This is a genomic window from Edaphobacter lichenicola (assembly GCF_014201315.1).
GTDB lineage: Bacteria > Acidobacteriota > Terriglobia > Terriglobales > Acidobacteriaceae > Edaphobacter > Edaphobacter lichenicola_B.
Genome location: NZ_JACHDY010000002.1, coordinates 730360 through 756791, shown reverse-complemented (window position 1 = coordinate 756791; position 26432 = coordinate 730360). Strand labels below are relative to the sequence as shown.

The following is a 26432-nucleotide window of genomic DNA, read 5'->3' as shown; positions in this document are numbered from 1 at the left end:
TTGGGGAATCTGGCAATTTGCCTGATGGTGTTGACTGCAAACGCAGATTCCCTTCGGGAATGACAAAACAAAAAGGCTAGCGACTCTGCATCAATTGCGGCGTTGCTCTATGTCCAGGAATCTACTGTGACGAAGCTGATTTCTTTTTGGTTTCTGTAGTGCTGAAGAATCAGGGATGTGGCTTCGACGCTGGGCAGACGCGGCTGGCCGAGACCTGCCTGTCCGCCGTCGTGCAGCACGATATTGGATGAACGGTTTTGGCGTTGGTTGCGGAGAATTCCACGGAGCGTTCGGTCTGCGATCTCGCGGGCGGGGAGGGACAGCCAATCGCCCGGGAGGATGTTCCACTGGACCGGGGTGAGGCCGAGCTCGTGGGCGATGCGGAGGACTGCGGGGCGGCGGGCGCCGTGGGGGGCGCGGAAGTAGCGGACAGGGATGCCGAGTGAGTCTTCGATGGCGGCGCTGCAGCGCGTGAGCTCTTCGCGGATGCGGGCGGGCGACTGCCAGGCCAGCCAGGGATGGGTCATGGTGTGGTTGCCGATGAGATGTCCTGCGGTGGCGATGGCGCGGGCGATGGCGGGGCGCTGCTCGACATAACGGCCGATGAGGAAGAAGGTTGCGCGGGTTTGATGGCGGGCGAGGACTTCGAGGAGGCGTTCGGTGACGATGTCGTTGGGGCCGTCATCGTAGGTGAGGGCGATCTGGTTGGGATTATCGCTGGCGATGAGAAGCTTGCCGAAGAGTTGAGACTGAGCCGAGAGAGCGGCGTAGGTGAGGACTCCTGCGGCGGTGGTGGCCGCGGTGAGAAGGGCGGTGGTGGCTATTTGAGTTTGTGTCATGCCCCGTTCTTCCATTATAGGGAATGGGGTGGAGTCTGCGGGATTGGCGGGGATTGACGGAGGATCACGGTCGCCCGTGTCGACGCTGGGACGGCGTGCGCTAACAGGTTGGCTGGGCTGAGGTTCGGTGGCTCGCTGCTACGGGTGCGGTGTGCGGGCCGTCTGAGAGGGGGTGGGGAGCGGAAATTTGATTGCTTTCTTGCCTTGAAGTTCCTACTATTAGCCGCACTAATTTTGACACTTGCTTCCAGGCTCCGGGGAAAGACTCGTTCCCGGGCAGGCCGGCTGAGGATTTCGATCCAGGCGTGCCTGTCCGCATTGCAGCCCGATATACCTCTCGCGAAGACACCAGAGGAGTTCGTAGTCTGCGCACCGCCTCTGCTTCTCTCACGCTTCCATCCAGGAGAAAAGATCGTATGAAGCTATCAATTTGTTCTCAATGTACTGCATTGTCTGTGTTGTTCGTTGCTTTTGTAGGCAGCGCCACGGTGCCTGTCTTAGCGCAAGACAAGGTGCTTATGACTCCGAAGATATTGACGATTCAGAGAGAGTTCACCAAGCCGGGCAAGGAGGGTGAGGCCCATGAGAAGACCGAGGGAGCCTTTTCAAAGGCTATGGCTGATGCGAAGGCTACGGACCACTATGTCGCGATGAGCTCTCTTTCGGGGAGACCGCGGGTCCTGTTTCTGAGCGGCTATGCGAGCTTTGCGGACATCGAGGCGGAGCGCAAGAAGGTGAACAGCAATGCTACGCTCTCGGCTGAGCTTGATCGCGCGAATGAGGCTGATGGGGAGGTACTTGCGGAGACCGATTCCAGCGTGTGGAGGAAGCGCGAGGAGCTTAGTCTCAATCCGGGATATAGGGTGGGGACTCGCTATGAGGAGTTCATCCAATTTGTGATCCGCCCGGGACACAACGCGGAGTGGGAAGAGCTGGTGAAGATGGTGATCGCCGGGTATAAGAAGGGAGTTCCGGAGGGTTACTGGGGGATGTACGAGGAGCTCTATGGCGGAGGCAATACGTACCTGGTGATTATTCCGCTGAAGTCCTCGGAGCAGATCGATGCCAACCTGGCGAGCGATCCAAAGTTCGCCGAGGCGATGGGGCCGGAGGGATTGAAGAAGATGGCCGCGCTGGAGGCTTCGTGCGTGGAGTCGAGGGCGACACAGCTCTTCAGGATTGCACCGAAGATGAGTTACCCGCCGGAGGCGTTTGTGCAAGCTGAGCCGGAGTTCTGGAACCCGAAGCCGTAGTTGCCGGGAGGTCATGGCGGTCAAAGGAAGAGCCCCGCGCTGGCTGGCGTTGGGCTCTTCTTTTTTTGCGGCTTGCGCTGGAGCGGCTGCGCGGGATCAGGCGGGTACGTCGAAGCCTATGTCGCGCATCATTTGGTCGGTGACCTCGTAGTCCTGGTTGGGGTCGGGCATTATGTCTCTGCCGGTGTCCGGATGTCCGAAGGCGTGGAGGTAGAGGCCGGCTTTGAGGAAGGCTCCCTGAAGTTTTACTTTGTCGGCGAAGGTGACCTTGAGGGGGATCTCTTCGTGGGTGATGTCGGTGGCGCGCAGGTAGTGCAGGATGATTCCGCCGGGGTTTTGGGGGTCGGGGTGGGTCTTGAATCTGACGAGATAGGAGTTCATCGGTCGGGTCTCTGGGGTCTTCTGGGGTCTTCGATGCAGCGGGTGGTTTGTGGCGGCGGAGGTGGCGAGGTTATTTTTTGGCGTGGGCTTTGAGGAGGGCGAGGACCTCTTCGGCGTGGCCTTCGGGCTTGACCTCTTCGAAGACGTGGAGGAGGCGCTGGCCTTTTCCTGTGTCGGGGCCGATGAGGTAGGTGGTGCGCTTGACGCCTTTGACGAGCTTGCCATACATGTTCTTGGGCTTGACGAGGTCGTAGCGGTTGATGAGCTCCATGTCGGAGTCGGCGAGGAGGTCGTAGGGGAGGTCGTACTTGTCTTTGAACTTCTTCTGGTCTTTGACGGTGTCGCGGGAGATGCCGAGGACGACGATGCCTTGCTTCTGGAACTTTTCGAAGGCGTCGCGGAAGCCGCAGGACTCGATGGTGCAGCCGGGAGTGTCGGCGCGGGGGTAGAAGAAGAGGACTACGGGCTTGGTTTTGAAGTCGGTGAGGGAGACTTCTTTGCCGTCCTGGTTTTGGAGGGTGAAGTTTTCTACTTTGTCGCCGGGGTTCATGAGATCTTCTCCTGTCGAAGCGGTTCAAATTTTTGATTGAGCTTCGCGTATTCCATTTCGTTCACAAAATACGCTACGAAAACAAGCACTTTATGAGGATCGAGGCCCTGAGCCATCGCGTCCTGGACAGATGGCCATTCGGATGCCATTTTCCTAAAGTCCGTCTCTGCAATGAGCTTAGTAAAGCCGCTCAAAATCTCCGAGCAGGAGCGACGACAAAAGGCTGGCCATGGTTCGTTGGGTTTGCGCTCTTTCGAATCAACGCTGAGCCAGTACATTTCACAAGTGCCAGTAGAAAGGCGAAGTTGAAACTGCCCTCCAAGGCAAGCGAATCCGAAAGCCTCTGCCTTAGCGAGAGCACCAGGGAAACAATCAAGTTGCCACCCGTACTCGTTACCGTTTTGTGTTGCGCCTATTGTCATGTCCGGCGGAAGATTGTCAGGCTTGATCATGGGTTTTTTCTTGGAAACGAGATTGTAGGCAATGGAGAGGTATCAGGCCGTCGCTAAAGCCGTAAGGGTTTTTTCGAGGGAGGCGGAGTCGGAGACGTGGGAGGCGTGCTGGTTTTTGTCGATCTTGTGGACGAGGCCGGAGAGGACTTTGCCGGGGCCTACTTCGATGAAGTGGGTTGCGCCTTCGGCGATGAGGAGCTGCATGCACTCGACCCAGCGGACGGAGCCGGTGACCTGGCGGATGAGGCAGTCGGGGACTTCGGCGCGGCGGTGGATGAGACGGGCGTCGACGTTGGCGGCGACGGGGAAGGCGGGGTCGTGGAAGGTGACGGCCTCGAGGGTGGTGGCGAGGGCCTCCTGGGCGGGCTGCATGAGGGCGCAGTGGAAGGGCGCGCTGACCTGGAGCATGATGGCGCGCTTGGCTCCGGCTTGTTTGCAGAGGTCGGCGGCGCGCTCGACGGCGGCGGTGGCTCCGGAGATGACGGTCTGGTCGGGGGAGTTGAGGTTGGCGGGGGAGACGACGGCGCTGTTGGGGGAGAAGTCTTTTGCGGCGGGGTCGTTGGGGAGGGGCGTGAGGTCGTCGGAGACCTGGGCGCAGATGTCGTTGATGAGGGCGGCGGAGAGGCCGAGGATGGCGGCCATGGCTCCGACGCCGGGGGGGACGGCCTGCTGCATGAACTTGCCACGGGAGCGGACGGTGCGGACGGCTTCGGCGAAGGAGAAGGTGCCGGCGGCGACGTGGGCGGAGTACTCGCCGAGGGAGTGGCCGGCGGCGAAGGCGGGGGTGATGCCGCGTTCTGCAAGGATGCGGGCGGCGGCTACGGAGACGGTGAGGATGGCGGGCTGGGTGTGCTCGGTGAGCTTGAGCTGGTCTTCGGGGCCTTCGAAGATGAGTTTGGAGAGGGGGAAGCCGAGGGCGTGGTCGGCCTCGTCGAAGAGGGCGCGGGCGGTGGGGAAGTGGTCGTAGAGATCGCGGCCCATGCCGACGGTCTGTGACCCCTGACCGGGGAAGAGAAAAGCTAGTTTTGTCATCGTGAGTATCGTAAACCAGGGTGCAGGTTCCTGGCTCAACGACGGATTCGGGCTTCGCGAACAAATATTTCGCTCCCAACTTCCCCTGCATGTATCTGATAAGGAATGAAGGGAAGAGATTATGTTCAAAAAGATTGCTGTGGCATTCGATGAATCGCCCGAGGCAGGGAGGGCGTTTCATTCTGCGTTGGAGCTGGCCAAGTTTAGTTCGGCCACGCTTCATCTGATAACGGTGCTGGAGGGCTTTCCGGCGTATATGAGTTATGTTGCGGCGGTGGCTCCCAATGTGCCCATATTGTTGAAGGAGGAGAAGCGGAGTTTTTATTCGGACTTGCAGGGCAAGGCGAAGGCGGAGGCCGACCGGGCCGGCGTCAGTCTTTCTCTGGAGATTGCCGAGGGAGAGATTGTCGGCGAGTTGTTACGGTTGATCGAGGAGATCAAGCCTGACCTGCTGGCGATTGGGCTTCGCCATGGGCATGGCACGGTGGGGCGGTTGTTGGGCGGGACGGCGCACCAGCTGGCGGTCCATTCTAAGTGCCCCCTGCTTGGGGTTCACTGAGGGGTCGTGGGCTGCTGGCGTGCTGCTGAGAATTGCTAGATGCCGAGGCCGAAGTCTACGTCTTTTTCGTCGCCGGAGTGGGCGTAGAAGTCGTAGGGGGTGCGGCGGTTGAACTTGTAGCGCTGGCGGAGTTCGCGGCCTACGAAGAGGCCGAGGGCTACGGCGCCGAGACCAGCGGAGATCCAGCCTACGGTCTTGATGAGGGTCGATTCTGCGTCGTCCTCGTGATGTTGCGCGAGGCGTGGAAAGGGGAGCGGCGCGGTGACCGGGACGTCCTCGGTTTGAGGGTCTTCAGGCCTCGATTTGGAGCGGAAGATCATGCTTGAATGATAGCGCAGGTTCGTGGGTGGCTGGGAGAAGTGACGGTTGAGAGGTGCTGCTTCGGTGGCATTGACCAGTTGGACGCGGTGGGGCCAATAAGGTTGCTGCGGTTGTGGGCAGGCGGGAAAGGCAAAAGCAACGGCAACCGCAGATCGCCTTCGGGGATGACAACCAGAACGGTAACGGCAATGGCGTTGGAGGTAAGTGGTTTTCGGATTAGGTGACGTCGACTTGATAGACGCGGAGCGCGCTTTGATCTTGAGTGGCTTGGTTTAGGTGACGTCGACTTGATAGACGCGGAGCGCGCTTTGATCTTGAGTGGCTTGGTTTAGATGACGTCGACTTGATAGACGCGGAGCGCGCTTTGATCTTGAGTGGCTTGGTTTAGATGACGTCGACCTGGTGGAAGCCGAGGCTGTAGAGCAGGGTGGTGATGGTGGCGCGGGCGTTCTTGCGGGCGGTGTCGAGGATGCCGTCGGCGAGGGCGGACTGCTGGAGCTGCTGCTCGGCCTTGGCGCGGGTGTCGGACTCGAGGTTCTGGTCGGCGGGGACGAGGAGGCCGGTGGAGCGTGCGTAGACGCGGGTGTGCTGGTTGTCGAGGGTGGTGATGAAGAGTTGCGAGGCGGGGAGGGTGACGTGGATGGATTGGCCGTTGTTGTCGATGCGGACGTCTTCGGGTTTTAGTTGTGAGAGATCGATGCCGGCGATGGACTGGCCGTGGACGACGAGCAGGAGGCGGTCGCCGGCGAGGAGGTCGGGGAGGACGGCGCTGGACTTCGAGCCTTCGACTACGGTGTCGATGGAGTAGACGACGGTTTCGAGGCGGTTGAGTCGTTGAATGCGCTGGACGACGGCGGGAACCGAGGTGTCGAAGGTGGTGGTGCGGCCGGTGATGGCGGTGGCGACGCGGGCGAAGACGCCGGTGGTGGCGTGGCGGAGGAAGACGGCCAGGGCGGCGGCGCCGAGGATCAACGAGAGCAGGACGACGAAGAAGGTTCCGGAGGATCGGCGATCTGGACCGTAGGAGCCGTATTGGGTTGTCATGTTGTTTGGATGCTACTACGTGAGGTGATAACTATTGGGCGTGAGGGAGGTATGGGCAAACAAATACGGGGGGTCATTCCCCATTCGACTTCGCTCAGGGTCAGGATGACGGCTAGAAAGTAAACAACTGCAAGGGCAACCACAGATCCCCTTCGGGGATGAACCAGAAGGGCAACTGCAACTGCAACCGCAACAACTATGTAACTGCGATTCGCAGCGGTTGGGGTGGAGTTCAGGGCTTGAGGTAGGTTTCGAAGTGCCAGAGGATGCGGTTGAAGAGCTCGTCGCGTGCGGTGGGGCCGGCGATGGAGTGGGTTTTGCGCGGGAAGAGCTGGAGGTCGTAGGGGATGCCGGCGTCGATGAGGGGCTGGAGGAACTGGATGGTGTTGGCCATGTGGACGTTGTCGTCGCCGGTGCCCTGGGCTATGAGGAGATGGCCTTTTATCTTTGCGGCTTCGGTGGTGGGGGAGTCGGTGGTGTAGTTGGCGGCGTTCTCGGCGGGGAGGCCGAGGTAGCGTTCGGTGTAGATGGAGTCGTAGTTGCGCCAGTCGGTGACGGGGGCTACGGCGACGCCGGCGCGGATGCGGTCGGTGTGGGTCATGGCGTAGAGAGTGAAGGTGCCGCCCCAGCTCCAGCCCCACCAGCCGATGCGTTTGGGGTCGAGCTGCGGGTATTGGGCGAGGATCTGGTCGAGGGAGGCCATCTGGTCGGCGAACTGGACGGGGCCGAAGTTGCGATAGGCGGCCTGCTGGAAGTCGCGTCCGCGTCCGCCGCTGCCGCGGGTGTCGACGTCGAGGACGGCGAAGCCGTGCTGGGCGAGGAGCTCGTTGAAGATCTGGGTGGTGCTCCAGGAGTTACGGATGCTGCTTTCGGGAGTGGGTCCGTTGTAGGGGTTAAGGATGAGGGGAACGGAGACAGATGTGGGACTTGTTGAGGACGGAAGAGTGAGACGGCCGTAGAGTTTGGTCTTTCCGTCGGCGGCGGTGACGGACACGATGGCGCTGGTGACGGTCGTTGCCGGGGGAAGGGGTTTCGACTTCCAGACGGGAGAGCAGTTCCGGGTCACGTTGCAGAGACTGATGACTGGTGGAGTGATGGCGTCGCTGTAGTAGTCGGTGAAGTGGATGCCGTCGGGGGAGGTTTTTGTGCCGTGGGTACCGCGCCCGGCGGTGAGCTGATCTTTTGCAGTGCCGTCGAGTTTGATGGACCAGAGATTGTCTTCGAGGGGGGAGCCTTCGTTGGAGGTGTAGAAGACAGTGCCTGACTTTTCGTCGATGCTGTTGACGGACTCGACCTCGTAGTCGCCCTGGGTTAGCTGGCGGGTGAGGGTGGCGTCGGCGGCGAGCGGATGGTGCTCGTCGAAGCTGTAGAGGTAGAGGTGGGTGTGGCCGTCGCGCCAGCTGCTGATTACGAAGCGGCCACCAGAGACGGTGTTGAGGTCGGCGCTGAAGTTGAGATACTTGGAGTCAGTGTCGGTGTAGACGAGGCGGGTTTTGCCGGAGCGGGTGTCGGCGAAGTAGAGGTTGAGGTGCTGCTGGTCGCGGGTGAGGACTTCGATGTAGATGGTGTTGGCGTCGATCCAGCCGAAGCGGGGGATGTAGTCGTTGTTGGGGCTGAAGGGTACTTCGATGAACTTCGTCTTGCCACCTTTGGCGGCGACGATGCCGACGCGGACGGCGGGATTGGGGTCGCCGGGCTGGGGGTAGCGCTGGCTGTCGATGGTGGCGTGGGTGGGGATCCAGTCGGTAATGGGGTACTGCGGGACTTTGGCCTCGTCCATCTGGAGATAGGCGACTGATTTGGAGTCCGGCGACCAGAAGTAGTTGCTGCGGACGTCGAGCTCTTCGAGGTAGACCCAGTCGACTTCACCGTTGAGGAGGGTGTCGGTGGTGTCGTGGGTGAGGGCTGTTTCTTTGCCTGCGGCGGCTACGGGGTGGACGTAGAGGTTGTGGTTGTGGAGGTAGGAGACCGATTTTGCGTCGGGGGAGAACTTGGGGTCGTCGCCTGAGCCCTCGTGGGTGTCGACGATCAGGGTGCCGGTGCCGGCGGCGATGTCGTAGAGCCAGAGGCGGCCGCCGTTGTCGAGGAGGAGATGTTTGGAGTCGGCGGCCCAGAGGTAGGCGGACATGCTGTAGCGGGCGCGGTGGTCGGCATCTTTTTCGTTGACGGCGGCGGCGGTGAGTTTGCTGAGCTGCTCGGCGGTGGCGAGGACGCTGGCGTGGCCGGTGGCGGCTTCGATCTGGACGATGTCGCCGGCGTTGCCGGGGGTGCTGGGCTTGGGCTCGTCGACGAGGAAGGTGAGGAGTCTGCCGTCGGGGCTCCAGTCGATGCCGTGGGGCGGGGTGCCGGTGAGGTTTTTGTTGGTGTTGGCGATAGTGCGGAGGCCGGGGTCTGTCGGGGGTGCGGTCTGGTTTGGTGGCGTCTGGCAGAGGGCAGGAGCTGTGGCGAGGCAGAGAATGAGGGCGGCGCGCAGATTGGAGAGCATGGTTGGGTTGAGTGTACAAGGTGAGGCGGTGCGGGGGTGGCTTGTGGTTCCTTTGATTGATTGTGCTGGCTTGCCATAAATATGGTAGGTTTTGGATATGAGAACCACGGTTGATATTCCCGATCCGATCTATCGAGAGTTGAAGGCGCGTGCGGCACGTGAAGGGACTTCGGTGAAGGAGCTGATTCTTAAGGGAGTCAGCATTACCTTGCGATCCGAGGCTCCGGCGCCAAAGCGTAAAGGGAAGCTCAAATTTCCCGTGATTCGCTCGAAGAATCCTGGAACTCTCAAACTTGGACCGGAGGGCGTGTACGAATACATTCCTTTTCCCTGACGTGAATGTTCTGCTGGCGCTGGCGCATGGGATTCACCCTCATCATGACGTTGCCCTTTCTTTTTTCTCCGAGATGGATATAGCTGCTTCTGGTTCTTTTTTCTACCTCTGTCGCTTTACGCAGCTTGGTCTTCTGCGGCTACTGACCAATCGAAGCGCAATGGGAGCGGATGTGCTGACGCAGGCGGATGCGTGGGCCGCCTATGATCGCTTCTCAGAGTTTTGGAACGGCACATTGCTTGAGGAGCCGCCGGGAATCGACAAGGAGTTCAGGCGCCGCACGAGTCGTGATGAAGTATCTCCGAAGGTGTGGGCTGACGGGTACCTTGCGGCGTTTGCAGCAGCGGGAGCTATGCAGTTAGTGACGTTTGATCGGGGGTTGAGTTTGCGATCGAAGGGGTCTGTTTTGCTCAGGACTGCGAGCTGACCGCGGAGCTCTGAGGAGAGCTCGACGCGGTTGCTTGTCAGGGTTTTTTGGTTCCAGGCTGTGTTGGCCTGCCCGAGCGGGTTGGGCCGAAACGTTTATGCGCGGACGAGGCGGATGTCGATCTCGCGGTCGACGTACTGCCATTCGCTGGAGCTGCGGAGGCGGCGCACGAGTTCTTCGAAGATATCGCTGTGCTCGGGGGCATATTCGAACCAGGTGAGGAAGTCGAAGGGTTGGGCGAGGTCGCGGCTGTGGAGCAGGCGGCGCGCGATGGCGGGGAGATACTCGAGGCCGATGCCTATGTGGCTGGATTGCTCTTCGAAGATGCTGCGGCGCTCGTCCTGGGGGAGATCCCACCAGTCTGCTGTCTTGCGAATGGGGATGAGTGCGGCGCGTGTTGCGTGGGGGCGGTGAAGGCCTTGCTGTTTTGCGAGGAGCGCGCCGGATTCGGATCGATTGGTGTAGCGGGTGTTGCTGGTTACGCCGCGCAGGGTCCAACGGGGTGATTCGACGGGGTCGAACTCGGAGCCTTCAAGGACGGTGAGTCTCTCTGCTGGTTGAAGACCGTCGCCGGTGACGCTTTCGACTCGATCGATGCGCCAGGGGCCGGATGCTCCGGCGACGAATGAGACTAAGAGGGGTCGTGCCATATCGCTCCCTGACTGGTGCGCATGGTTCGACTCCGGGCTCGGTCTTTGGTTACAGCGCTTCGAGGGTTACAGGGCTTCCAGGCTGGAAGAGGTCGCGATCTCGTGGCGGATGGCGAGGCGGTTCTGGTAGCTGGCGGCGATGAAGTCGCGGAAGAGCGGGTGCGGCTCTAGCGGCTTGGACTTGAACTCGGGGTGGAACTGGCAGCCGAGGAAGAAGGGGTGGGTGGGGATCTCTACGATCTCGACGTAGGTGGCGTCGGGTGTGGTGCCGGTGAGGCGAAGGCCGGCGCCGGTGAGGATGGCCTCGTACTCGCGATTGAACTCGTACCGGTGGCGGTGGCGCTCGCTGATCTCGGTCTTGCCGTAGGCGTGGGCGGCGAGGGAGTCGGGCTCCATGACGCAGTCCCAGGCCCCGAGACGCATGGTGCCGCCCATCTCTTCGACGCCGGTGAGCTCGCGGAGTTTGTAGATGATGCGGTAGGGGGTGGCGGGGTCGAACTCGCCGGAGTTGGCGTCCTTGAGGCCGCAGACGTTGCGGGCGTATTCGATGCAGGCGGTCTGCATGCCGAGGCAGATGCCGAAGTAGGGGACGGCCTCTTCGCGGGCGAAGCGGATGGCGTTGAGCATGCCTTCGATTCCGCGCTTGCCGAATCCGCCGGGGACGAGGATGCCGTCGAAGCCCTGGAGCTGCGCGGCGTAGTCGGGGGTCTCGAGGCCTTCGGCTTCGAGCCAGGTGACGCGGAGTTTGAGGTTGTGGGCGAGGGCGCCGTGGACGAGAGCTTCCTTGAGTGACTTGTAGGAGTCTTCGTACTCGACGTATTTGCCGACGATGGCGATGGAGACCTCGTCCTTGGGGTTGTAGGCGCGGCGGACGATGTCCTGCCAGCGGGAGAGGTCGGGAGCCTTGGTCTCGATGCGGAGATATTTGAGGGCGAGGGTGTCTACGCCTTCAGCGGCGAATGTGAGGGGAACTTCGTAGATGCTGGCGACGTCGCGGGCGGCGATGACGGCGGGCTCTTCAACGTTGCAGAAGAGGGCGATCTTGTTGCGCATCTCGCGGGGGACGGCGCGGTCGGAGCGGCAGAGGAGGATGTCGGGCTGGATTCCGATGGAGAGCATCTCCTTGACGGAGTGCTGGGTGGGCTTGGTTTTGAGCTCCTGCGCGGCGGCGATCCAGGGGATGAGGGTGACGTGGACGAAGCAGGTGTTCTCGCGGCCGAGGTCCTGGCGCATCTGGCGGATGGCTTCGAGGAAGGGGAGGGATTCGATGTCGCCTACGGTGCCGCCGATCTCTACGATGGCGACTTCGCAGTCTGCGGCGACCTTGCGCATGGCGTTTTTGATCTCGTTGGTGACGTGGGGAATGACCTGGACGGTCTTGCCGAGGTAGTCGCCGCGGCGCTCTTTGGTGATGATCTGCTCGTAGATGCGGCCGGTGGTGAGGTTGTTGTCGCGGGTGAGCCTGGCGTGGGTGAAGCGCTCGTAGTGGCCGAGATCGAGGTCGGTCTCGGCGCCGTCGTCGGTGACGAAGACTTCGCCGTGCTGGAAGGGCGACATGGTGCCGGGATCGACGTTGAGATAGGGGTCAAACTTCATGAGGTTGACCTTGATGCCGCGGGCCTCGAGGAGACAGCCGATAGAGGCTGCGGCGAGACCCTTGCCGAGCGAAGACACGACTCCGCCAGTTACGAAGATGTACTTTGCAGACATGTCCGCGACCTCTTTGTATGTATTTGAAGTTTGTGCAGGATGGGCACGGTTAAGTATCGCAGGGTCCGGGCGCGGAAGCAATGGGTTGACTTTTTGAGGGGAAGTCAGGTTGAGTCGTGAAAATTTTGCGAGTCAGGCGGACGCGATTCTTCTATTTTCCGGGGATGGGATTCTTCGGGATGCCACGTGAGAGCCGCTTGACGACGAACTCCTGGATGAGGGAGGAGGCTGCGCCTGAGGCTGTGTCGATGAGCCCGTTTCTGATGGTGAGTCCTGCTCCGTTGCGATCGCTGGAGGGGTAATAGAGGTTCGAGATGCCTGCGGAGGCGAAGTTGCCGAGGATGAAGGAGTAGTTGGGCTGCCAGTGGCCGTTGTCTCCTTTGCAGATGAAGGCAGTGGACAGGGCATAGAGCGTGCGGGAGCGAATGGTTCCGGTGCCTTTGTAGAAGTAGCGCGGGTCCTGATGGAAGACGGAGGGAAGGATCGCGTTGCCGAGGATGTTGCCGATGAAGCCGTCGCCGTAGGAGGCTCCGAAGCGCTTGAAGTAGCCGGCGGTGCCCTGGCCGTAACCGCTGAAGGTGTCCTGAGACTGCTCGGTGCCTGCGATGATTGCGGGGATGGCGAAGGAGACGGGATCGTAGGCGGTTCTGAGGGCGAGGCGGAACTTCTGGCCGGAGCTGAGGGGCACAGCATCCCAGTTGTAGGAGACGTAGAAGTTGGGGAAGACGCCGAGGACGCGCTGTTTTTCTTCGAGCGACACCTGCTCCTCGGCGATGTCGTGGCGCGTGAAGTTGACGTCGACGTTTGTGTTGGCGGAGGAGAGTTGCAGGGTGATCGTCGGGAGCTCATAGAGCTGGCCTTTTTGGAGGACAAGGGCTGAGGACACCCAGTTCGCAAAACCTGATGATACGACTGCAACCTTAAAGGTGCCGGGGTTGATTGCGGTGAAGTTGAAGGAGCCGGTTGCATCGGTCGCGAGGGTGCGTTGGGGCCTGGAGTCGAGGAATTGGATCGAGACGAGAGCGCCTTCGACCTGGGCTCCGCTGGGGTCTAAGACGGTGCCGCTGATGCTGCCGGAGGGTTGCTGGTCGGATGAATCGGATGCGTCGGATGAGATGAAATTGGCGGATTGCTGTCCGGGTGCTTCTGGTAGATCGTCGTGGAGTGGGGTGGGGAGGGGGGCGAGGGTGGCGATCTGCGGGATTGCGGCTGCTGACGTTGAGGGGATTGGATACGAAGGCGACGTGAGGCCGGATTGGCGGGAGAGCGTCTGCGCGTGAGCATACGGGCTGAGCATCGTGCACAGCAGGGTGGTCAGGAGAATGGGGCCCGCATTACGTAAACCTTGCATATCAGCTACGTTTCCAATTGTAGATGTCCACGCGCCATGCTTCACGGGAGGTGCGAGTGAGGGAGCCGATCTTGCTGACGGGATTGATCTTCTTAATCTTCGCCCTCTGATCAGCGATTCCGCAATCACCCATCGGTCCAATCATCTGGATCAGCATCGACAGGAGCTGTTGTTGCGTTGGATTCCAATATCACTCTTAGAGTTTGCAACTGCCGGACGGTTGCTACGGATGATTCTTATTTTTAGAGGGATATCGCAGCGGATGTTTACAGGGTGTTGATGTCTTTGGGCTCGAGGACGGGGCGAGGGAAGCCGTGTTTGGCGACCAGGAGCATGGCGCGGCCGACCTGTTCGGTGGTGCCGATCTGCGCGGGGAAGGCGCGTCGCATGAGGGGGAGGACCGGGTTCAGGACGGTATAGAAGATGCTGTACAACTTCGTTTTGGAGACGATGCCGTGGAGCGGCTGGATGAATCCGATGCGGAACATGTAGGCAGCTTTGAAGGGGAGTTTGAGGATGTCGTTTTCGGTTTTGCCTTTGACGCGAGCCCACATGGTGCGACCGCGCTCGGTGCCGTCGGTTCCTGATCCTGAGACGTAGATGAAGGTCATGGAGGGGTTGAGCTTTGCCAGGGTTGTTGCAGCGGCGAGGGCGAGGTCGTGGGTGACGTGGGTGTACTGCGCCTCGGACATGCCGGCAGAGGTGACGCCGAGACAGAAGAAGCAGGCGTCGTAGCCGGTGAGGTCGGCTTCGATGGTGGAGTAGTCGAAGAGATCTGTGTGCACGAGTTCGCGGAGTTTGGGGTGATGCTGGCCGGTTGGGCTGCGGCCGATGGTGAGGACCTGCTTTACGTCGAGGTCCAGCAGGCACTCACGTAGAGCGCCCTGGCCGACCATGCCGGTTGCGCCGAAGAGAATCACGTTCATCGGTTTGCCCTCATGTTGAGTGCGCGCAGTGGTGGATGCTGCGCGGCCCACCGACGTTCGTGGTGCGGATTACGTCGATGGTTCCATGCTACAGGTGTGGTTCGAGGGAGGGTGATTGCTGCTAACGTGATTGCAAGGCCGCTAATGGGACTGCAAGACTGGGGAAGGTGGGTTGAGGATGTTCGGTTTGGTGGGGCCGAGCTCTACGATTGAGAGCTGGCCGTCGGTGAGCAGCTCGTCGCCGGTTGCGTTGGCGGTCTTCTTCGGGGCGTGCGGACGATCGACCAGCGCGTAGGAGGTTGCGGTGCCGGAGTAGAGGAGATCGGTTTCAATCCATTCGCGTTCGCGATCGACGTGGGGATCGATGCGGTGGGACCATTTGGTGTTCTTTCTGGCGGTTGAGATGGCGATGTCGTGAGTTGCGGCTCCGATCCAGACGTCGCGGCCCTGATAGGTTCCGGGCTCCTTCCAGATGCGGATGTGATGGCGTTTGGCAAAGGTGTCGAGGGACTTTTGAAAGACGAGATCGGGTGGTTTGCCGTTGACGGTTAGGAGAGACACGGGAGCGTTGGTGTATCCGGCGCCGCGAATGGTCGCCTGGACCGACTTTGCTGCAGAGCCCATGCTGAGGGAGTCTGCCTCGAACCATCCTGATTCCTTAAAGGCTGCTTCGAGTTGTTGCCGGGAGCCGAGGAACATGAGATTGGTTACGTCTGAGGGCTTGTTGTCTTTGGTGTGGACGCGTAGAGGGGCTGAGGTTACGAGTGCCTTGAGGGGTGCATCGACGGGCAGTACGGGCCAGCCTGACCAGGTGTCGCGGGTCTTCAGCATGGAGGGCCGGACGACCTGGATCTGCAGGTCGGTTCCTGCGGGGAAGAGAATCTCGCGTCGAATGGAGAGGCCGTAGACCGCGGAGACGCCTTTGATGGTGTATCCCGCGATGGGATTGACCATGCTGAGGCCGGCGAGAGCAATGGATCCCTTGGTGGAGGCGTGAGGCTGGATGATGCCGAGGATCTCGTTGTTGCGGACGGTCTCGCGGGCGTTATCGACATCGATGACGCGAGCGTAGAGTGGCGAGCGTGTGCCGTCGGCATGAATGATGTTGGAGAAGTCGAGGACAAGGCGTGGGCGGGAGTATTTGTCCGGAGCTTTTTGCGCGAAGAGGACGGTTGCCTGAACCTTCGTGCCGGGGGCGATGACGAGTTCGCCAGCGGGACAGGAGATGTTTTCTCCGCTCTTGCAGAGAGGATAGGTGACGGTGCCTTCGACTGGGTCGCCGGTGCGGGAGTGCTCGCTGTAGACGGGGCCGTTGAGCCGGACGCTCAAGGTTTGGCCGGGGGCGAGATCGGCTTTCCTTGACTGCGCTACGCTGGCGGCAATGGAGTGCGGCATGTCGCCGTTCTCCTGATTGAAGAAGTGGAAGAAGGCGGTGAGAAATCCGCTGGTTGCGCCGTTTTCTATCAGCAGGGTCTGGATCTCGAAGTTGGGGGAGTAGAGGAGGTAGTCGAGGGCGGTGTCGTTGTAGATGTCTTCGCGATTGATCTCTACGCCGTGTTGTATGAGCTGGTCTGCGATACCTTCGTAGGCCACGATGATCTTCGGCTTGGTGTTGTAGCTGGAGCCAAAGATGGTCCAGTGAAGCGCGGTGCGGCCGTACTGGTCTGTTGCTTTGACGTCGGCTCCGTCCGCGATTAGTTTTTTGGCTTCGGTGAGCCGGTCGAGGATGGGCTGCTCTTTGGTTTCGCGGGTGGCCTGGTAGAGCTTTTGAATGAGCGGTGAGGTGTGGGAGAGATCGAGGGTTACGGCGGCAGTGTCCAGCTCGTCGTCCGGTGTCTCCTGCGTGTCTGCAGTGGCCTCGGCGGCTTCAGGCGGCGATTGTTGATCGGCTTGAGTTGATGGTGCCGGCTGGCTTTGAGCGATCGCTTGATCTCGCGCGGGTCCGGCGAGAGTCAAGAAGACCCCAAGGAGAAAGAGCGATGCTCTCGATGCGCTTGGCATGTGTGACCTCTGATTTTCAGGGGGCCCGTATCTGAGTGTGGAACAGGGAAGAGTTGGCGTAAGGACAGCGGTTCCAAAGCCACGTATTCTACTCGGAGATGGTGGCTGAAATCATATACGAGAGAACGGACGACAGCTACGGTGTGGATTGATCTTCAGGCTTGGGCGATGCGCAGGCTGGATTCTCTGAGTGTCCGTCGCGAAGGGGTGCCTGCTCATCTCGCGACGGGCGAGCAGGGCGAACGGGAGGCTCTGTTCCATCTGCGCAGGTTAGGGTATACGGTCGTAGCGCAGAGGTGGAAGACCGCGAAGGTGTGGGGGGATATCGACCTGGTGGGGTGGGATGGGCCGACGTTGTGCTTTGTCGAGGTGAAGGCGCGCGGTGCAAGGGATGGGATGACGGCGGAGTCGGCCGTGGACCGGGACAAGCGAGAGATGCTGCGGAGGATGGCGCGGGCTTATCTGAAGGGATTTCCGGAGAAGCTGAGGGACAATGTTTCGGTGCGGTTCGATGTGGTGTCGGTATACTTGCTGCCAACTGGAACTGAGTTTGAAGTGTATAAGGGAGCGTTTGGATGGTGATGTATGCGCAGGAGTCGGATGCTGCACTGCTGGATTCAGCCGAGTTGAGCGAGCGGCTCGCGACGGTGCTGCGTGAGTGGATGCCGTGGCTGGTGACACTCTCCGAGGCTGAGGCGAGCGTGCCGGAGCGGCCGGGTAAGTGGAGCGCGAAGCAGGTGATTGGGCATCTTATCGATTCAGCGGTGAATAATCTGGGAAGAGTTGTTCGATTACAGATTGAGCCGGGACAGAGCGAGTCAGGATATGAGCAGGTGGAGTGGGTAAACCTTCAACACTACGCCGAACGCGAGTGGGCGCAGGTGCTGGCGCTTTGGTTTGCGCTCAATGAGCATATGACGTGGACGGTTCGTCATATCGAAAAGTCGCGTCTGACAAGTGTCGGGTTGATTGAAGGCGAGTCTTTGACGCTGGGGTTCCTGATCGAGGACTACGTCGCACATATGCAACATCACTTGCGACTGATGAAGGTATGGCTGGGAACCGGCGGCGAGAAGGTAAGGCAGTCGTCCGGAATGGATGGCGCCGGTGTCTAATAAATTTGATCTGTTTTGATCTACAAGGATGAGGAACTATGACACTGCTGAATGCACCGGAGTTCGATAACCGCCGCGAGACACGAAACCGTAATTTGTTGATCGCTTCAGGGGTTCTGATTGTGCTGTTGGTCGTATTGGGGATGGGTGGATTCCTGTTGGGACATGGGTGGTTCTTTTCCAATCTTCCGGCCGAACATAAGGTAAGCAACTTCTTCGGCGCTCTGGAGACCCAGGATTATGGCAAGGCGTTTGCGATTTATACAAACGACCCGGACTGGCAGCAGCATCCCGAACGTCATGTGGACTATCCGCTGAAGAGATTTACCGAAGACTGGACGACTGCGAGCCCTGTGGGGGCTCCGATCCGTTCTCATCACGTGGATATTTCGAAGACCGATGGGACGGGGGCGTTTGGAAGCGGAATTATTGTTGCAGTGAGGGTGAATGGCGACCACAAGATTTTTATGTGGTACGAGCGTAAGGATGGAACGCTGACAGAGCCGGCGCCACATGAGCTGCAGTATGACTAGGGTTGGGTAGGAAGCGTAGCGCAGGATGGGGTTCGTCCCACGCTTTCAAGTAGAATCACTGAAGCCTGCGCGGCGCACTAAGGAGAACCTAGTTTTTTGAAGAAAGCCCTTATTACCGGAGTCACTGGCCAGGACGGAGCGTATCTTGCCGAATTCCTCCTCGCTAAAGGTTATGAAGTTCACGGAATCAAGCGACGGGCCTCACTTTTCAATACCTCTCGGGTAGACCATCTCTACGAGGATCCGCATAGTCCCTCGACCCGCTTCTTTCTCCACTATGGCGATCTGACGGACTCTTCTTCGCTCATCCACATCGTCCAGAAAGTTCAGCCTGACGAGATCTACAATCTTGGCGCTCAGTCGCACGTCCACGTCTCTTTCGAGCAGCCTGAGTACACGGCCGATGCGGATGCTATGGGTCCGCTGCGCCTATTGGAGGCAATCCGCATTCTTGGTCTGGAAAAGAAGACCAAGTTCTACCAAGCCAGCACCTCCGAACTCTACGGGTTAGTGCAGGAGACTCCACAGAGAGAGACGACACCCTTCTACCCGCGCAGCCCGTACGCCGTTGCGAAGCTGTATGCCTACTGGATATGTATCAACTATCGCGAAGCTTACGGGATCTATGCCTGTAACGGGATCCTCTTCAATCATGAATCCCCTCTCCGCGGGGAGACTTTCGTCACTCGCAAGATTACTCGTGGCCTCGCGCGGGTCAAGGCTGGGCTTCAAGATCAGATCTTTCTAGGGAATCTGAGCGCGAAACGAGACTGGGGCCACGCCCGCGACTATGTTGAGATGCAGTGGCTTATGCTTCAGCAGGAGAAGCCTCAGGACTATGTGATTGCAACCGGAGAGCAGTACAGCGTCAGAGACTTTGTGCAACGCTGCGCTACGCTTCTCGACTTGAATCTAACGTGGCAGGGGAGCGGATTAGAGGAAAAGGCCCTTGATTCAAAGGGAAAAATGGTTGTCGCGGTCGATCCTCGGTACTTTCGACCAACCGAGGTGGAGACCTTGCTTGGCGATCCCGGCAAGGCGAAGCGCGAACTGGGCTGGACGCCACGAATCAGTTTCGACGAGCTTGTCCGCGAGATGGTCGAGGCTGACTTTAGCGCTGCCCAGCGAGATGCGCTTGTTCGAAAGCATGGCTTTGCCGCTTATAACGTTCGCGAGAACTAGGATGGCCCTCATAAAATCGGAGCACCAAGAGACAGCATTGTGAAGCACCCGGGATGCCCGAAGGTCCGGCCGCTGCAACCAGCCTTCGGAGCAGGCCCAGAGATACTCTATGAAACTAGACTCCCGCATCTACATCGCTGGCCATCGCGGCCTGGTTGGATCTGCTATTCATCGGGCACTTCAGCAGCGAGGCTATACCAACCTCCTGACGCGCACGCGCGCGCAACTGGACCTTCTCGAAGCCTCTTCCGTTGCCCGATTCTTCGCGGAAAATAAGCCTCAATATGTCTTCCTTGCTGCGGCCAAGGTTGGTGGAATCGCAGCTAATATCACGTTTCCTGCCGACTTCCTTCGCGAAAATCTTATTATCCAGATGAATATCATCGAGGCCGCGCGTCGATCGGACGTCTCCCGTCTTCTCTTTCTTGGGTCTTCCTGTATCTATCCGAGACTGGCTTCTCAGCCGATGCCAGAGTCTTCGCTGCTCACTGGACCCCTTGAACCTACGAACCGTCCCTACGCGCTCGCAAAGATCGCCGGAATCGAGATGTGCTGGAGCTACAACCGGCAATATGGTACGAAGTATCTCGCTGCACTGCCCTCCAACATTTATGGACCCAACGATAACTTCGATCCCAAGACCTCTCACGTGCTGCCTGCGCTCATCCGCAAGACCTTCGAGGCGATCCGGTCCGGTGCCAAGGAGATCACCGTCTGGGGTACAGGCACTCCTCGCCGTGAGTTTCTCTATTCCGGTGATCTCGCCGAAGCCTGTTTGTTCCTGATGAATCTCGACGACGCCAGCTTTCAGTCTCTGCTCGTCGAGGACGCTCCGCCTCTTATCAATCTCGGCACAGGGGAGGACTTGACGATTCGTGAACTTGCAGAAATAGTTTGTCGCACCTTGGGTTATTCCGGCGAACTTGTCTTCGACTCCAGCAAGCCCGATGGCACGCTTCGTAAGTTGATGGATGTTACCCGCTTACACGACCTGGGCTGGCGACACTCCACTGGGCTGGAGCAGGGAATTGGTCTGACTTGGAGCGCCGTTCGCGATACTCTTTCAAAGGTTAGCGAATAATGGTGGCGATCTAAGCAGGCAAACGGGGTTGAGCGATCTGCAGAGAAGCTTTAGCCGCGACCCGATGCTCCAAACTCAGTTACACTTAAAGATACTGGAACGAGGTTGTGATAAGTCCTCGATTGAATATTCACGGATGAAGACGGACATACTAGTAGTGGGCGCGGGATTTGCCGGCGCCGTAATGGCGGAGCGCTTTGCTTCACGCGGAAGATCTGTTCTTGTCATCGATAAACGCCCGCATATTGGTGGCAATGCCTTCGACCAGTTCGATAGTGCTGGCGTACTGGTGCATCAGTATGGCCCTCACATCTTCCATACCAACGCTTCCCATGTTGAAGCATACCTTTCCCGGTTTACTGAATGGAGGAAGTACGAGCACAGGGTACTCTCCTCAGTCGGGGGGAGCCTTTACCCCATGCCGATCAATCGGGAGACGATTAACCGGCTGTATGATCTTTCGCTTGACGAAGATGGCGTAGCGACGTTTCTTGAAGGTGTTCGAGAGAAGCGGATGCCCATCCGCAATAGTGAAGACCTGGTTCTTAATAATGTGGGTCGAGATCTGTGTGATAAATTTTTCAGGAACTACACTCGAAAACAGTGGGGACTGGATCTCTCGGAGCTAAGTCCGGCCGTCGCTGGAAGAATTCCAGTGCGCACAAACGACGACGATCGTTACTTTACTGATACATTCCAGAATATGCCTGCAGATGGCTACACCAGGATGTTCGAGAGGATGCTGGATCATCCGAATATCCGAGTGGAGCTTGAGACAGACTTCAGGGATATTCGCCATAAAGTCGCTGCCGAAAAGATCTTCTACTGTGGTCCGCTGGATGCCTATTTTGATTTCTGCTACGGGAAGCTTCCTTATCGGTCCTTGTCTTTTCGACATCAACATCTCCCTCATGTAGGACAGCACCAACCGGTTGGGACCATTAACTATCCAAACGATTACGAATACACCCGGATTACAGAGTTCAAACATCTCACAGGCCAGGTCCATGCGGGGACTTCGATAGTCTACGAATACCCGGAAACTCACGGGGAACCTTATTATCCGGTGCCTACAACGGAAAATCAGGCTCTATATCAAAGCTACAAAAAACTAGCGGATGCCGAATCCTCAACTTTTTTTATAGGCCGACTAGCGGAGTACCGCTACTACAATATGGATCAAGTGGTCGCTGCTGCCTTACTGCTTAGCGGCAAGCTTCTTAATTAGCCTCTCGAATGACTCCAAGCACAAATGCCGCAGTTGTTGTTACCTTCAATCGCAAGCAGCTTTTGGCTGAGTGTCTCGACGCCTTGCTGAATCAGAGCCTTCCTCTTGATGCAGTCTTTATCGTGGACAATGCAAGCTCGGACGGGACGGAACTATTTCTACAGGAGAGAGGTTATCTAGAGAATCCGCTTGTTAACTATGTTCGACTCGCTGAGAATTTGGGTGGTGCCGGAGGCTTCCACGCTGGAATGAGCGCTGCCTGCAACGCAGGATTCGATTGGATATGGGTTATGGATGATGACACGGAACCCTACCTCGACTCCCTGGAACTGATGAATGTGTGGAAGTCTTATCCTCGAGTAGTTGCCATTGCAAATATCAAAGTCGATCGACTTGGCAATGAGACGGCAGATGGACTCAGGTTGATGTCCAGAGTGGCCACAGGTCCTTACACGAAGGTTCGGTTTTCATCCTTTGTAGGGCTGCTTATCCGAAATGACTCGATTAAGAAGATTGGACTTCCCATTCCTGAGTTTTTTATTCACCGCGATGACACCGAATTTTGCATGCGTCTGAGAACGATCGGAGATATCGCACTTGCAAACGGCAGCATCGTCGCTCACAAAGAGGTTGCCCGGCGGCAAAAAAGCAAGCAGATTTTCTCTCATGTTTTCTATCAAAAGGATATTCAAGGTTTTTGCTTCGATTATTATCGTCATCGCAATACAGCCTGGATCGAACAGCATTATCGTAAGAATCCTGTGATTCGCTATCTGCTTCTTGCTGTCAGGTTTGCTTGTTTTGCAGCGGCGGTAATAATTTTTGATGCCGACCATCGATGGCTGAGAATCAAGATATTAGCTAAAGCATATTTCGATGGGATTCGCGGGTGTTTCGACAATGGCTTCCCACAGCGTCTCCGCGAACGTCTCAAAACACTCGAATCCGAAGGAAGATAACGTCCGACCCGGCGCGTGTAGCTGAATTATGGATTCCAGGTTTTCACTCCCAATAGCATTGTCAAGACGCGCTGACGGTGCCGACCTCGCAAGCTAACGAGAGCTGAACCATCGTTGCATGTCCTCAGACGTGGCTACTCGGTTCTGCTGTACGATCTTCCTTTTTCTTAAGATTCGGGGAAGCAGTCTGAAGAACTCAGGAATGCCAGCGATCAACTTAGGTTCGATCAGGACGAGGTAGCCGAACAAAAGCAGCTCTCTTGTGACGATGAAAGGCGAATCTCGCAGGAAGCTACGCCCGAAATCATTTTTGATGATCGAAAAGAGATGATTTCTCCAATCCCAATACACAACGCGAGTCGGCAAATTCCTTATGTGCCGTGTGAACTCAGACGGTTTTCGAAATCCGTGTTTGCTCTGCCCTGCGAATCGCGAGTGATAGATAATTGCATTGGGCACGTAAACGCAACGGAAGCCGGCCAATCGTATTCGCCATGACAGGTCCAGGTCTTCCCAGTAGGTAAAAAAATCCTCATCGAAGTATTCTGATTCTCCAAACTTGATCGTCTCCAATGCACTCTTCCGATAGGCGGCGGCCGTTGCTGAGACCCCAAAGACTTCGATAGCCAGGTCATACTGCCCATGGTCTACTTCTAATTGCCCCCTCTCGCGAGCTCTTCTTGCGCGAGACACGGTCATGCCGGTACCGTCCAATATCCAAAGACCATCTGGAAGAGGCTCTGGCTTCAGCATCTTTCCCTCTGCGGCCGCAACGAGCGGGTCGATAAATGCGATCAACAACCTGCTTAAATAATCTGGCGGCATCACAGTATCTGGATTTAGTGGCATCACGAATTCAGAGTCGGAGTCGCGGAAGAATTTATTGTTGGCGCCGGCGAAGCCCAAGTTCTTTTTGTTATCAGTGAAACGAAATCTTGGATGGGTGCCAAACTGCGCGAGCAAGGAACTCTCAACGGAATCGCTAGATCCGTTTTCGGTCACCGTGACAGTATAGTCGTCGAAGTCTTGATTGAGGGCGGCACGAATGCATCTCTCAAGCAGGTCCAGGTCTTGATTGAAGCGGACTATGTGTACAGCTATCTTTTGCAAACAGGTTACGCCTTTGGTCGATGTTCATGTTCTAGTTTTGCACTGACAGCATTGTCATGATTCAGAGGTCGGGGCTAAAAATTACCAGTCGGAAGATCATAAGCCCGGGACATCCCGATGTCCAAGTTTTGATTGCAACGAAAAAGCAGAAAGCACAAACCAAACGCGCTTCCCAGGGCTGAGATATATGGATTGGTGAGTCCTGACGCAAACCAACCCAAAAATATGACTGTAAAGAAAAGATTATTACGTCGCTTCAGGCATGCGTAAAGCATGCCAATAAGGTTACAAACAAACCAGCTAACGCCAATAAATCCAAACTGCATAGTCATCGCATACCACTGGGCCTCATAGAAGTAGGGCGTCGATTCACTTCTCTTGAAGGTAGAAACGCTAGAGCCTACGCCGGTCCCCATAATGGGATAGTCAGCGATCACTCGTTTGAGATAGCTCACCTGCTCAACGCGAATGTCATCAGAAGCCTGCGTTTCAGCACTTGCAAACCGCGATAGGAGGCTGTCGTATAACAAGACGCTGGCGACTAAAATGACTCCAATACTAAAAACCGAGATGAGGTCTACCCTTTTTATCCAAATTGCCCTGACCAAAGTACAAACAAGATAAAAAGCAAACAGATAACGCGAGAAGCTCAGCAGGATAACAATTGCGGCACTCAAGAGGAGGAGGCTATCTTTAACCTTGCTCTTTCCCCCTACGTAGGTAGCTATCAAAAAGGGGATAATGATATCCGAGGGAAATTGAAGTCTCTGAAGGCCAAATCCAATGCCCTCAGTCACTGAGTCGAACCCGAGTGCATCGTGAAAGGCGTCCACGGTGTACCACCCAGCAAGCGAACCCCCGAGGATGATGACCTTGAGCAACATCATGAGAACTGCGATGGAAAAGATCAAATTGTCTAGATAGGCCCTACTGAGGCGACACCTCTGTGAGACATATCCGCCGGTACTGAGCACCACAAAGAATATCAAGAGCCTTATGAAATGGTTGGTTACGTCGGCCCTGACTACCGCGTGGAACATTGCTCCTACCGAGGCTCCTATCAGGAGGTTCAGTAGAACTGAGAAGAACCAGATCACGGATAGGATTGTGAAGCTGTCATTCAGCAGCCAATAGGACCATACGAGGAGAATTGCTACTGCCTTGACGGCGGCAGTACCGGGCAATGCGACACAAAACAAGGAGAGAGCGAAGAAGACGGTGCTAAATCTTTTTTGAAAGCCAGCTTGCGCCGATGTGATTGCCACCATAAACTCGGATTCTCGTTTCTAACGATACGTAAGGCTCTTGTCTGTAGTCTCCCAAAGCGCTGAACGTCGGCGGTTGTAAATGCGTCGAAGCTTTGTAAGGCTCATCGTGCGGTTGTTCGTGAGCCTCGGGGCTCGATCACGCTCCGTGCTGGATATACTGTGGATGCCTAAGCCAGTATAGATCAGCTGTATGTCGAGCGAGACGTTGCATTTTCGGAAGGAAGCGACGGTGCCTCGGCTTTCTCGGGCGGCGCCGAGAGCGGGAATAAAAACGCTGTACGCCAAGTCGGGCCTGCTCAATGGGCGGTGTCCTGAAAAGTCGTCACTTCAAAATCTCAGACGGCGTGGTATGTGGATTGAATAGCTGTATTCTAGAGATGTAGAATTTGAGCAATCCAACTATGTCGTCGAGATTAGACCGTCCGAGCAGTCTCTATCAGCCTGAGGAGAGTTTCAGCGAACCCGCCGACAGACGCATCGACTTTTTGAGTGCACTTGTGATTCTGGCGAAGCGTCGGCGACTTCTGGCTGTTTGCACTCTGGGAGGTTTGATCCTCGGAGTCATCCTGAGCTTCGTCCTAAAGCCGACGTATACCGCAACTGCAACCATTCTGCCCCCTCAGCAGTCGACCTCGTCAGCGGCTGCCTTTATTGGTCAGTTTGGATCCCTTATTGGGGGTTCGGGATTGGGTGGAGGTCTAGGGCTCAAGAATCCCGCTGATATGTACATTGGTATGCTCGAGGGCCATACAATCTCCGATCACGTTATTGCGAGCTGCAACCTCAAAGATCTGTACAAGACGAAGTATCTTGAAGATGCGCGTGTGATGCTCCGCCGGCACGTAACCTTCGAAACGGGAAAAGACAATCTAATTCATCTCAGCGTCAAAGATGGCGACCCCAATCGAGCAAGCCAGATTGCGAATAGCTATCTCGACCAGCTGTACAACCTGAACTCAGAATTGGCTACGGGCGAAGCCGCGCAACGTCGCACTTTCTATGCGCAACGCCTTGCGGAAGAAAAAGCTGCTCTCTCGGACGCGGAGATTGCGCTGCGAAACACTCAGCAGAAAACCGGTTTAATCCAGTTGAGCGGTCAGGCTGTTTCGATCATCAACTCGATCGCGCAAGCAAGGGCTCAACTGGCGAGTCGCGAAGTTGAATTGCAGTCCCTGCGGACCTATGCGACCCAGGAAAATCCAGATGCCATTCGCTTACAGGAAGAGATTTCTGCGCTCCGATCCAATCTGGTGAATTTGGAGAATAGCCAGCGCGCGATTCAACCTGGAGACATTCAATTGCCCGCCGGTCAGGTGCCGGAGGCGGCCCTTCAGTACGAGCGACAGACCCGCGAACTGAAGTATCACGTGACACTTTATGAGCTGCTTTCGCGGCAATCAGAGGCAGCGAAACTTGACGAAGCAAAATCTGCTCCCGTCATTCAAGTCGTTGATCATGCAACTCCGCCCGATAAAAAGTCTGGACCGCCCCGTACCTTGATCACGGTGGGCTGCGCGTTCTTAGGATTGGTGATCAGCTCATTGTGGTGCTTCCTTTGCGCTTCGCTGGAAAGAATGAAGCTTATCCCCGAGCAAGCTCAAAAGCTCAACGATTTAAAATCTGCGTTGCGATTTTAGGAGC

27 protein-coding genes are annotated in these 26432 nt (G+C 57.4%); 12 read left to right on the top strand and 15 right to left on the bottom strand.

Annotation, left to right across the window (positions count from 1 at the left end; genetic code table 11):
- Window positions 1–107: 107 nt before the first annotated feature.
- Entirely contained in the window at window positions 108–839 is a 732-nt protein-coding gene (locus HDF09_RS09425; RefSeq protein WP_183765132.1) for a polysaccharide deacetylase family protein, read from the bottom strand.
- A gap of 518 nt (window positions 840–1357) precedes the next feature.
- Between HDF09_RS09425 and HDF09_RS09420 the strand changes: the two genes are divergently transcribed.
- Window positions 1358–2092 carry a hypothetical protein gene (locus HDF09_RS09420; protein ID WP_183765129.1) on the top strand — a complete coding sequence of 245 codons (735 nt, stop codon included), beginning with the start codon at window positions 1358–1360 and terminating at the stop codon, window positions 2090–2092.
- Window positions 2093–2188: 96 nt separating this feature from the next.
- Here HDF09_RS09420 and HDF09_RS09415 read toward each other — a convergent pair whose 3' ends face one another.
- The 4 genes from HDF09_RS09415 to fabD all read right to left on the bottom strand — a co-directional run bounded on the left by HDF09_RS09415 (window position 2189) and on the right by fabD (window position 4507).
- Window positions 2189–2473: a hypothetical protein gene (locus HDF09_RS09415; RefSeq protein ID WP_183765126.1), complete on the bottom strand. Its 285-nt coding sequence runs from the start codon at window positions 2471–2473 to the stop codon at window positions 2189–2191.
- 70 nt (window positions 2474–2543) lie between these two features.
- Window positions 2544–3023: a peroxiredoxin gene (locus HDF09_RS09410; RefSeq protein WP_183765123.1), complete on the bottom strand. Its 480-nt coding sequence runs from the start codon at window positions 3021–3023 to the stop codon at window positions 2544–2546.
- A complete protein-coding gene (locus HDF09_RS09405) occupies window positions 3020–3475 on the bottom strand; it encodes a hypothetical protein (RefSeq protein WP_183765120.1) in 456 nt (151 codons plus the stop codon). Before HDF09_RS09405 ends, HDF09_RS09410 begins: the two co-directional genes overlap by 4 nt.
- A 42-nt stretch (window positions 3476–3517) precedes the next feature.
- Window positions 3518–4507 carry an ACP S-malonyltransferase gene (gene fabD, locus HDF09_RS09400; RefSeq protein WP_183765117.1) on the bottom strand — a complete coding sequence of 330 codons (990 nt, stop codon included), beginning with the start codon at window positions 4505–4507 and terminating at the stop codon, window positions 3518–3520.
- A 121-nt stretch (window positions 4508–4628) separates the two neighbouring features.
- On the opposite strand from fabD, the gene HDF09_RS09395 reads away from it, so the two are divergent.
- Complete coding sequence (locus HDF09_RS09395) at window positions 4629–5066, top strand: universal stress protein (RefSeq protein ID WP_183765114.1); 438 nt, start codon at window positions 4629–4631, stop codon at window positions 5064–5066.
- 35 nt (window positions 5067–5101) lie between these two features.
- Here HDF09_RS09395 and HDF09_RS09390 read toward each other — a convergent pair whose 3' ends face one another.
- The 3 genes from HDF09_RS09390 to HDF09_RS09380 form a co-directional block, all read right to left on the bottom strand.
- Window positions 5102–5386 (bottom strand): hypothetical protein, encoded by a 285-nt coding sequence (locus HDF09_RS09390; protein WP_183765111.1) that lies wholly within the window; start codon window positions 5384–5386, stop codon window positions 5102–5104.
- A gap of 385 nt (window positions 5387–5771) precedes the next feature.
- Complete coding sequence (locus HDF09_RS09385) at window positions 5772–6431, bottom strand: DUF4230 domain-containing protein (protein ID WP_183765108.1); 660 nt, start codon at window positions 6429–6431, stop codon at window positions 5772–5774.
- Between the two features lie 232 nt (window positions 6432–6663).
- A complete protein-coding gene (locus HDF09_RS09380) occupies window positions 6664–9024 on the bottom strand; it encodes an alpha/beta fold hydrolase (RefSeq protein ID WP_183765105.1) in 2361 nt (786 codons plus the stop codon).
- Between HDF09_RS09380 and HDF09_RS09375 the strand changes: the two genes are divergently transcribed.
- Complete coding sequence (locus tag HDF09_RS09375; RefSeq protein WP_183765102.1) at window positions 9014–9250, top strand: hypothetical protein; 237 nt, start codon at window positions 9014–9016, stop codon at window positions 9248–9250. The genes HDF09_RS09380 and HDF09_RS09375 overlap by 11 nt on opposite strands.
- A 1-nt stretch (window position 9251) precedes the next feature.
- Window positions 9252–9677 (top strand): TA system VapC family ribonuclease toxin, encoded by a 426-nt coding sequence (locus HDF09_RS21315; protein ID WP_183765099.1) that lies wholly within the window; start codon window positions 9252–9254, stop codon window positions 9675–9677.
- A 95-nt stretch (window positions 9678–9772) separates the two neighbouring features.
- Here the strand turns inward: HDF09_RS21315 and HDF09_RS09365 are convergent, their stop codons facing one another.
- The 5 genes from HDF09_RS09365 to HDF09_RS09345 all read right to left on the bottom strand — a co-directional run bounded on the left by HDF09_RS09365 (window position 9773) and on the right by HDF09_RS09345 (window position 16315).
- Window positions 9773–10327, bottom strand: a complete 555-nt coding sequence (locus HDF09_RS09365) for a chlorite dismutase family protein (protein WP_183765096.1) — start codon at window positions 10325–10327, stop codon at window positions 9773–9775.
- Between the two features lie 66 nt (window positions 10328–10393).
- Window positions 10394–12037: a CTP synthase gene (pyrG, locus tag HDF09_RS09360; RefSeq protein ID WP_183765093.1), complete on the bottom strand. Its 1644-nt coding sequence runs from the start codon at window positions 12035–12037 to the stop codon at window positions 10394–10396.
- A 151-nt stretch (window positions 12038–12188) separates the two neighbouring features.
- Window positions 12189–13388 (bottom strand): carboxypeptidase-like regulatory domain-containing protein, encoded by a 1200-nt coding sequence (locus HDF09_RS09355; RefSeq protein ID WP_183765089.1) that lies wholly within the window; start codon window positions 13386–13388, stop codon window positions 12189–12191.
- A gap of 266 nt (window positions 13389–13654) precedes the next feature.
- A complete protein-coding gene (locus tag HDF09_RS09350) occupies window positions 13655–14314 on the bottom strand; it encodes an NAD-dependent epimerase/dehydratase family protein (protein ID WP_183765086.1) in 660 nt (219 codons plus the stop codon).
- A gap of 141 nt (window positions 14315–14455) precedes the next feature.
- Complete coding sequence (locus HDF09_RS09345; RefSeq protein WP_183765083.1) at window positions 14456–16315, bottom strand: LssY C-terminal domain-containing protein; 1860 nt, start codon at window positions 16313–16315, stop codon at window positions 14456–14458.
- A 141-nt stretch (window positions 16316–16456) separates the two neighbouring features.
- Here HDF09_RS09345 and HDF09_RS09340 point away from each other — a divergent pair, with 141 nt between their 5' ends.
- The 7 genes from HDF09_RS09340 to HDF09_RS09310 all read left to right on the top strand — a co-directional run bounded on the left by HDF09_RS09340 (window position 16457) and on the right by HDF09_RS09310 (window position 22413).
- Entirely contained in the window at window positions 16457–16897 is a 441-nt protein-coding gene (locus tag HDF09_RS09340) for a YraN family protein (protein WP_311719131.1), read from the top strand.
- Entirely contained in the window at window positions 16891–17430 is a 540-nt protein-coding gene (locus HDF09_RS09335; RefSeq protein WP_183765080.1) for a DinB family protein, read from the top strand. The genes HDF09_RS09340 and HDF09_RS09335 overlap by 7 nt, the downstream gene beginning before the upstream one ends.
- Window positions 17431–17468: 38 nt before the next feature.
- Window positions 17469–17963, top strand: coding sequence for a hypothetical protein (locus HDF09_RS09330; protein WP_183765077.1), 495 nt, complete (start codon window positions 17469–17471; stop codon window positions 17961–17963).
- 96 nt (window positions 17964–18059) lie between these two features.
- A complete protein-coding gene (gmd, locus tag HDF09_RS09325) occupies window positions 18060–19145 on the top strand; it encodes a GDP-mannose 4,6-dehydratase (protein ID WP_183765072.1) in 1086 nt (361 codons plus the stop codon).
- 109 nt (window positions 19146–19254) lie between these two features.
- Window positions 19255–20226 (top strand): GDP-L-fucose synthase family protein, encoded by a 972-nt coding sequence (locus HDF09_RS09320; RefSeq protein ID WP_183765069.1) that lies wholly within the window; start codon window positions 19255–19257, stop codon window positions 20224–20226.
- Window positions 20227–20254: 28 nt separating this feature from the next.
- Window positions 20255–21454 (top strand): UDP-galactopyranose mutase, encoded by a 1200-nt coding sequence (gene glf, locus HDF09_RS09315; RefSeq protein WP_260181044.1) that lies wholly within the window; start codon window positions 20255–20257, stop codon window positions 21452–21454.
- 8 nt (window positions 21455–21462) lie between these two features.
- The gene (locus HDF09_RS09310) at window positions 21463–22413 is read left to right on the top strand and encodes a glycosyltransferase (RefSeq protein WP_183765066.1); all 951 of its coding nucleotides are present in this window, start codon (window positions 21463–21465) and stop codon (window positions 22411–22413) included.
- A 93-nt stretch (window positions 22414–22506) separates the two neighbouring features.
- On the opposite strand, the gene HDF09_RS09305 is transcribed toward HDF09_RS09310, so the two are convergent.
- Window positions 22507–23523: a glycosyltransferase family 2 protein gene (locus HDF09_RS09305; RefSeq protein WP_183765062.1), complete on the bottom strand. Its 1017-nt coding sequence runs from the start codon at window positions 23521–23523 to the stop codon at window positions 22507–22509.
- A 74-nt stretch (window positions 23524–23597) separates the two neighbouring features.
- Entirely contained in the window at window positions 23598–24791 is a 1194-nt protein-coding gene (locus HDF09_RS09300; RefSeq protein WP_183765059.1) for an O-antigen ligase family protein, read from the bottom strand.
- A 386-nt stretch (window positions 24792–25177) separates the two neighbouring features.
- Between HDF09_RS09300 and HDF09_RS09295 the strand changes: the two genes are divergently transcribed.
- On the top strand, window positions 25178–26428 hold the full coding sequence (locus tag HDF09_RS09295; protein WP_183765056.1) for a GumC family protein: 1251 nt from the start codon (window positions 25178–25180) through the stop codon (window positions 26426–26428).
- Window positions 26429–26432: the final 4 nt, after the last annotated feature.

Excerpts from the sequence above, each read along its gene's own strand:
- HDF09_RS09425 (WP_183765132.1), bottom strand. The coding sequence starts at position 839 with ATGACACAAACTCAAATAGCCACCACCGCCCTTCTCACCGCGGCCACC.
- HDF09_RS09420 (WP_183765129.1), top strand. The coding sequence starts at position 1,358 with ATGACTCCGAAGATATTGACGATTCAGAGAGAGTTCACCAAGCCGGGC.
- HDF09_RS09415 (WP_183765126.1), bottom strand. The coding sequence starts at position 2,473 with ATGAACTCCTATCTCGTCAGATTCAAGACCCACCCCGACCCCCAAAAC.
- HDF09_RS09410 (WP_183765123.1), bottom strand. The coding sequence starts at position 3,023 with ATGAACCCCGGCGACAAAGTAGAAAACTTCACCCTCCAAAACCAGGAC.
- HDF09_RS09405 (WP_183765120.1), bottom strand. The coding sequence starts at position 3,475 with ATGATCAAGCCTGACAATCTTCCGCCGGACATGACAATAGGCGCAACA.
- fabD (WP_183765117.1), bottom strand. The coding sequence starts at position 4,507 with ATGACAAAACTAGCTTTTCTCTTCCCCGGTCAGGGGTCACAGACCGTC.
- HDF09_RS09395 (WP_183765114.1), top strand. The coding sequence starts at position 4,629 with ATGTTCAAAAAGATTGCTGTGGCATTCGATGAATCGCCCGAGGCAGGG.
- HDF09_RS09390 (WP_183765111.1), bottom strand. The coding sequence starts at position 5,386 with ATGATCTTCCGCTCCAAATCGAGGCCTGAAGACCCTCAAACCGAGGAC.
- HDF09_RS09385 (WP_183765108.1), bottom strand. The coding sequence starts at position 6,431 with ATGACAACCCAATACGGCTCCTACGGTCCAGATCGCCGATCCTCCGGA.
- HDF09_RS09375 (WP_183765102.1), top strand. The coding sequence starts at position 9,014 with ATGAGAACCACGGTTGATATTCCCGATCCGATCTATCGAGAGTTGAAG.
- HDF09_RS09365 (WP_183765096.1), bottom strand. The coding sequence starts at position 10,327 with ATGGCACGACCCCTCTTAGTCTCATTCGTCGCCGGAGCATCCGGCCCC.
- pyrG (WP_183765093.1), bottom strand. The coding sequence starts at position 12,037 with ATGTCTGCAAAGTACATCTTCGTAACTGGCGGAGTCGTGTCTTCGCTC.
- HDF09_RS09355 (WP_183765089.1), bottom strand. The coding sequence starts at position 13,388 with ATGCAAGGTTTACGTAATGCGGGCCCCATTCTCCTGACCACCCTGCTG.
- HDF09_RS09350 (WP_183765086.1), bottom strand. The coding sequence starts at position 14,314 with ATGAACGTGATTCTCTTCGGCGCAACCGGCATGGTCGGCCAGGGCGCT.
- HDF09_RS09345 (WP_183765083.1), bottom strand. The coding sequence starts at position 16,315 with ATGCCAAGCGCATCGAGAGCATCGCTCTTTCTCCTTGGGGTCTTCTTG.
- HDF09_RS09335 (WP_183765080.1), top strand. The coding sequence starts at position 16,891 with ATGGTGATGTATGCGCAGGAGTCGGATGCTGCACTGCTGGATTCAGCC.
- HDF09_RS09330 (WP_183765077.1), top strand. The coding sequence starts at position 17,469 with ATGACACTGCTGAATGCACCGGAGTTCGATAACCGCCGCGAGACACGA.
- HDF09_RS09320 (WP_183765069.1), top strand. The coding sequence starts at position 19,255 with ATGAAACTAGACTCCCGCATCTACATCGCTGGCCATCGCGGCCTGGTT.
- HDF09_RS09310 (WP_183765066.1), top strand. The coding sequence starts at position 21,463 with ATGACTCCAAGCACAAATGCCGCAGTTGTTGTTACCTTCAATCGCAAG.
- HDF09_RS09300 (WP_183765059.1), bottom strand. The coding sequence starts at position 24,791 with ATGGTGGCAATCACATCGGCGCAAGCTGGCTTTCAAAAAAGATTTAGC.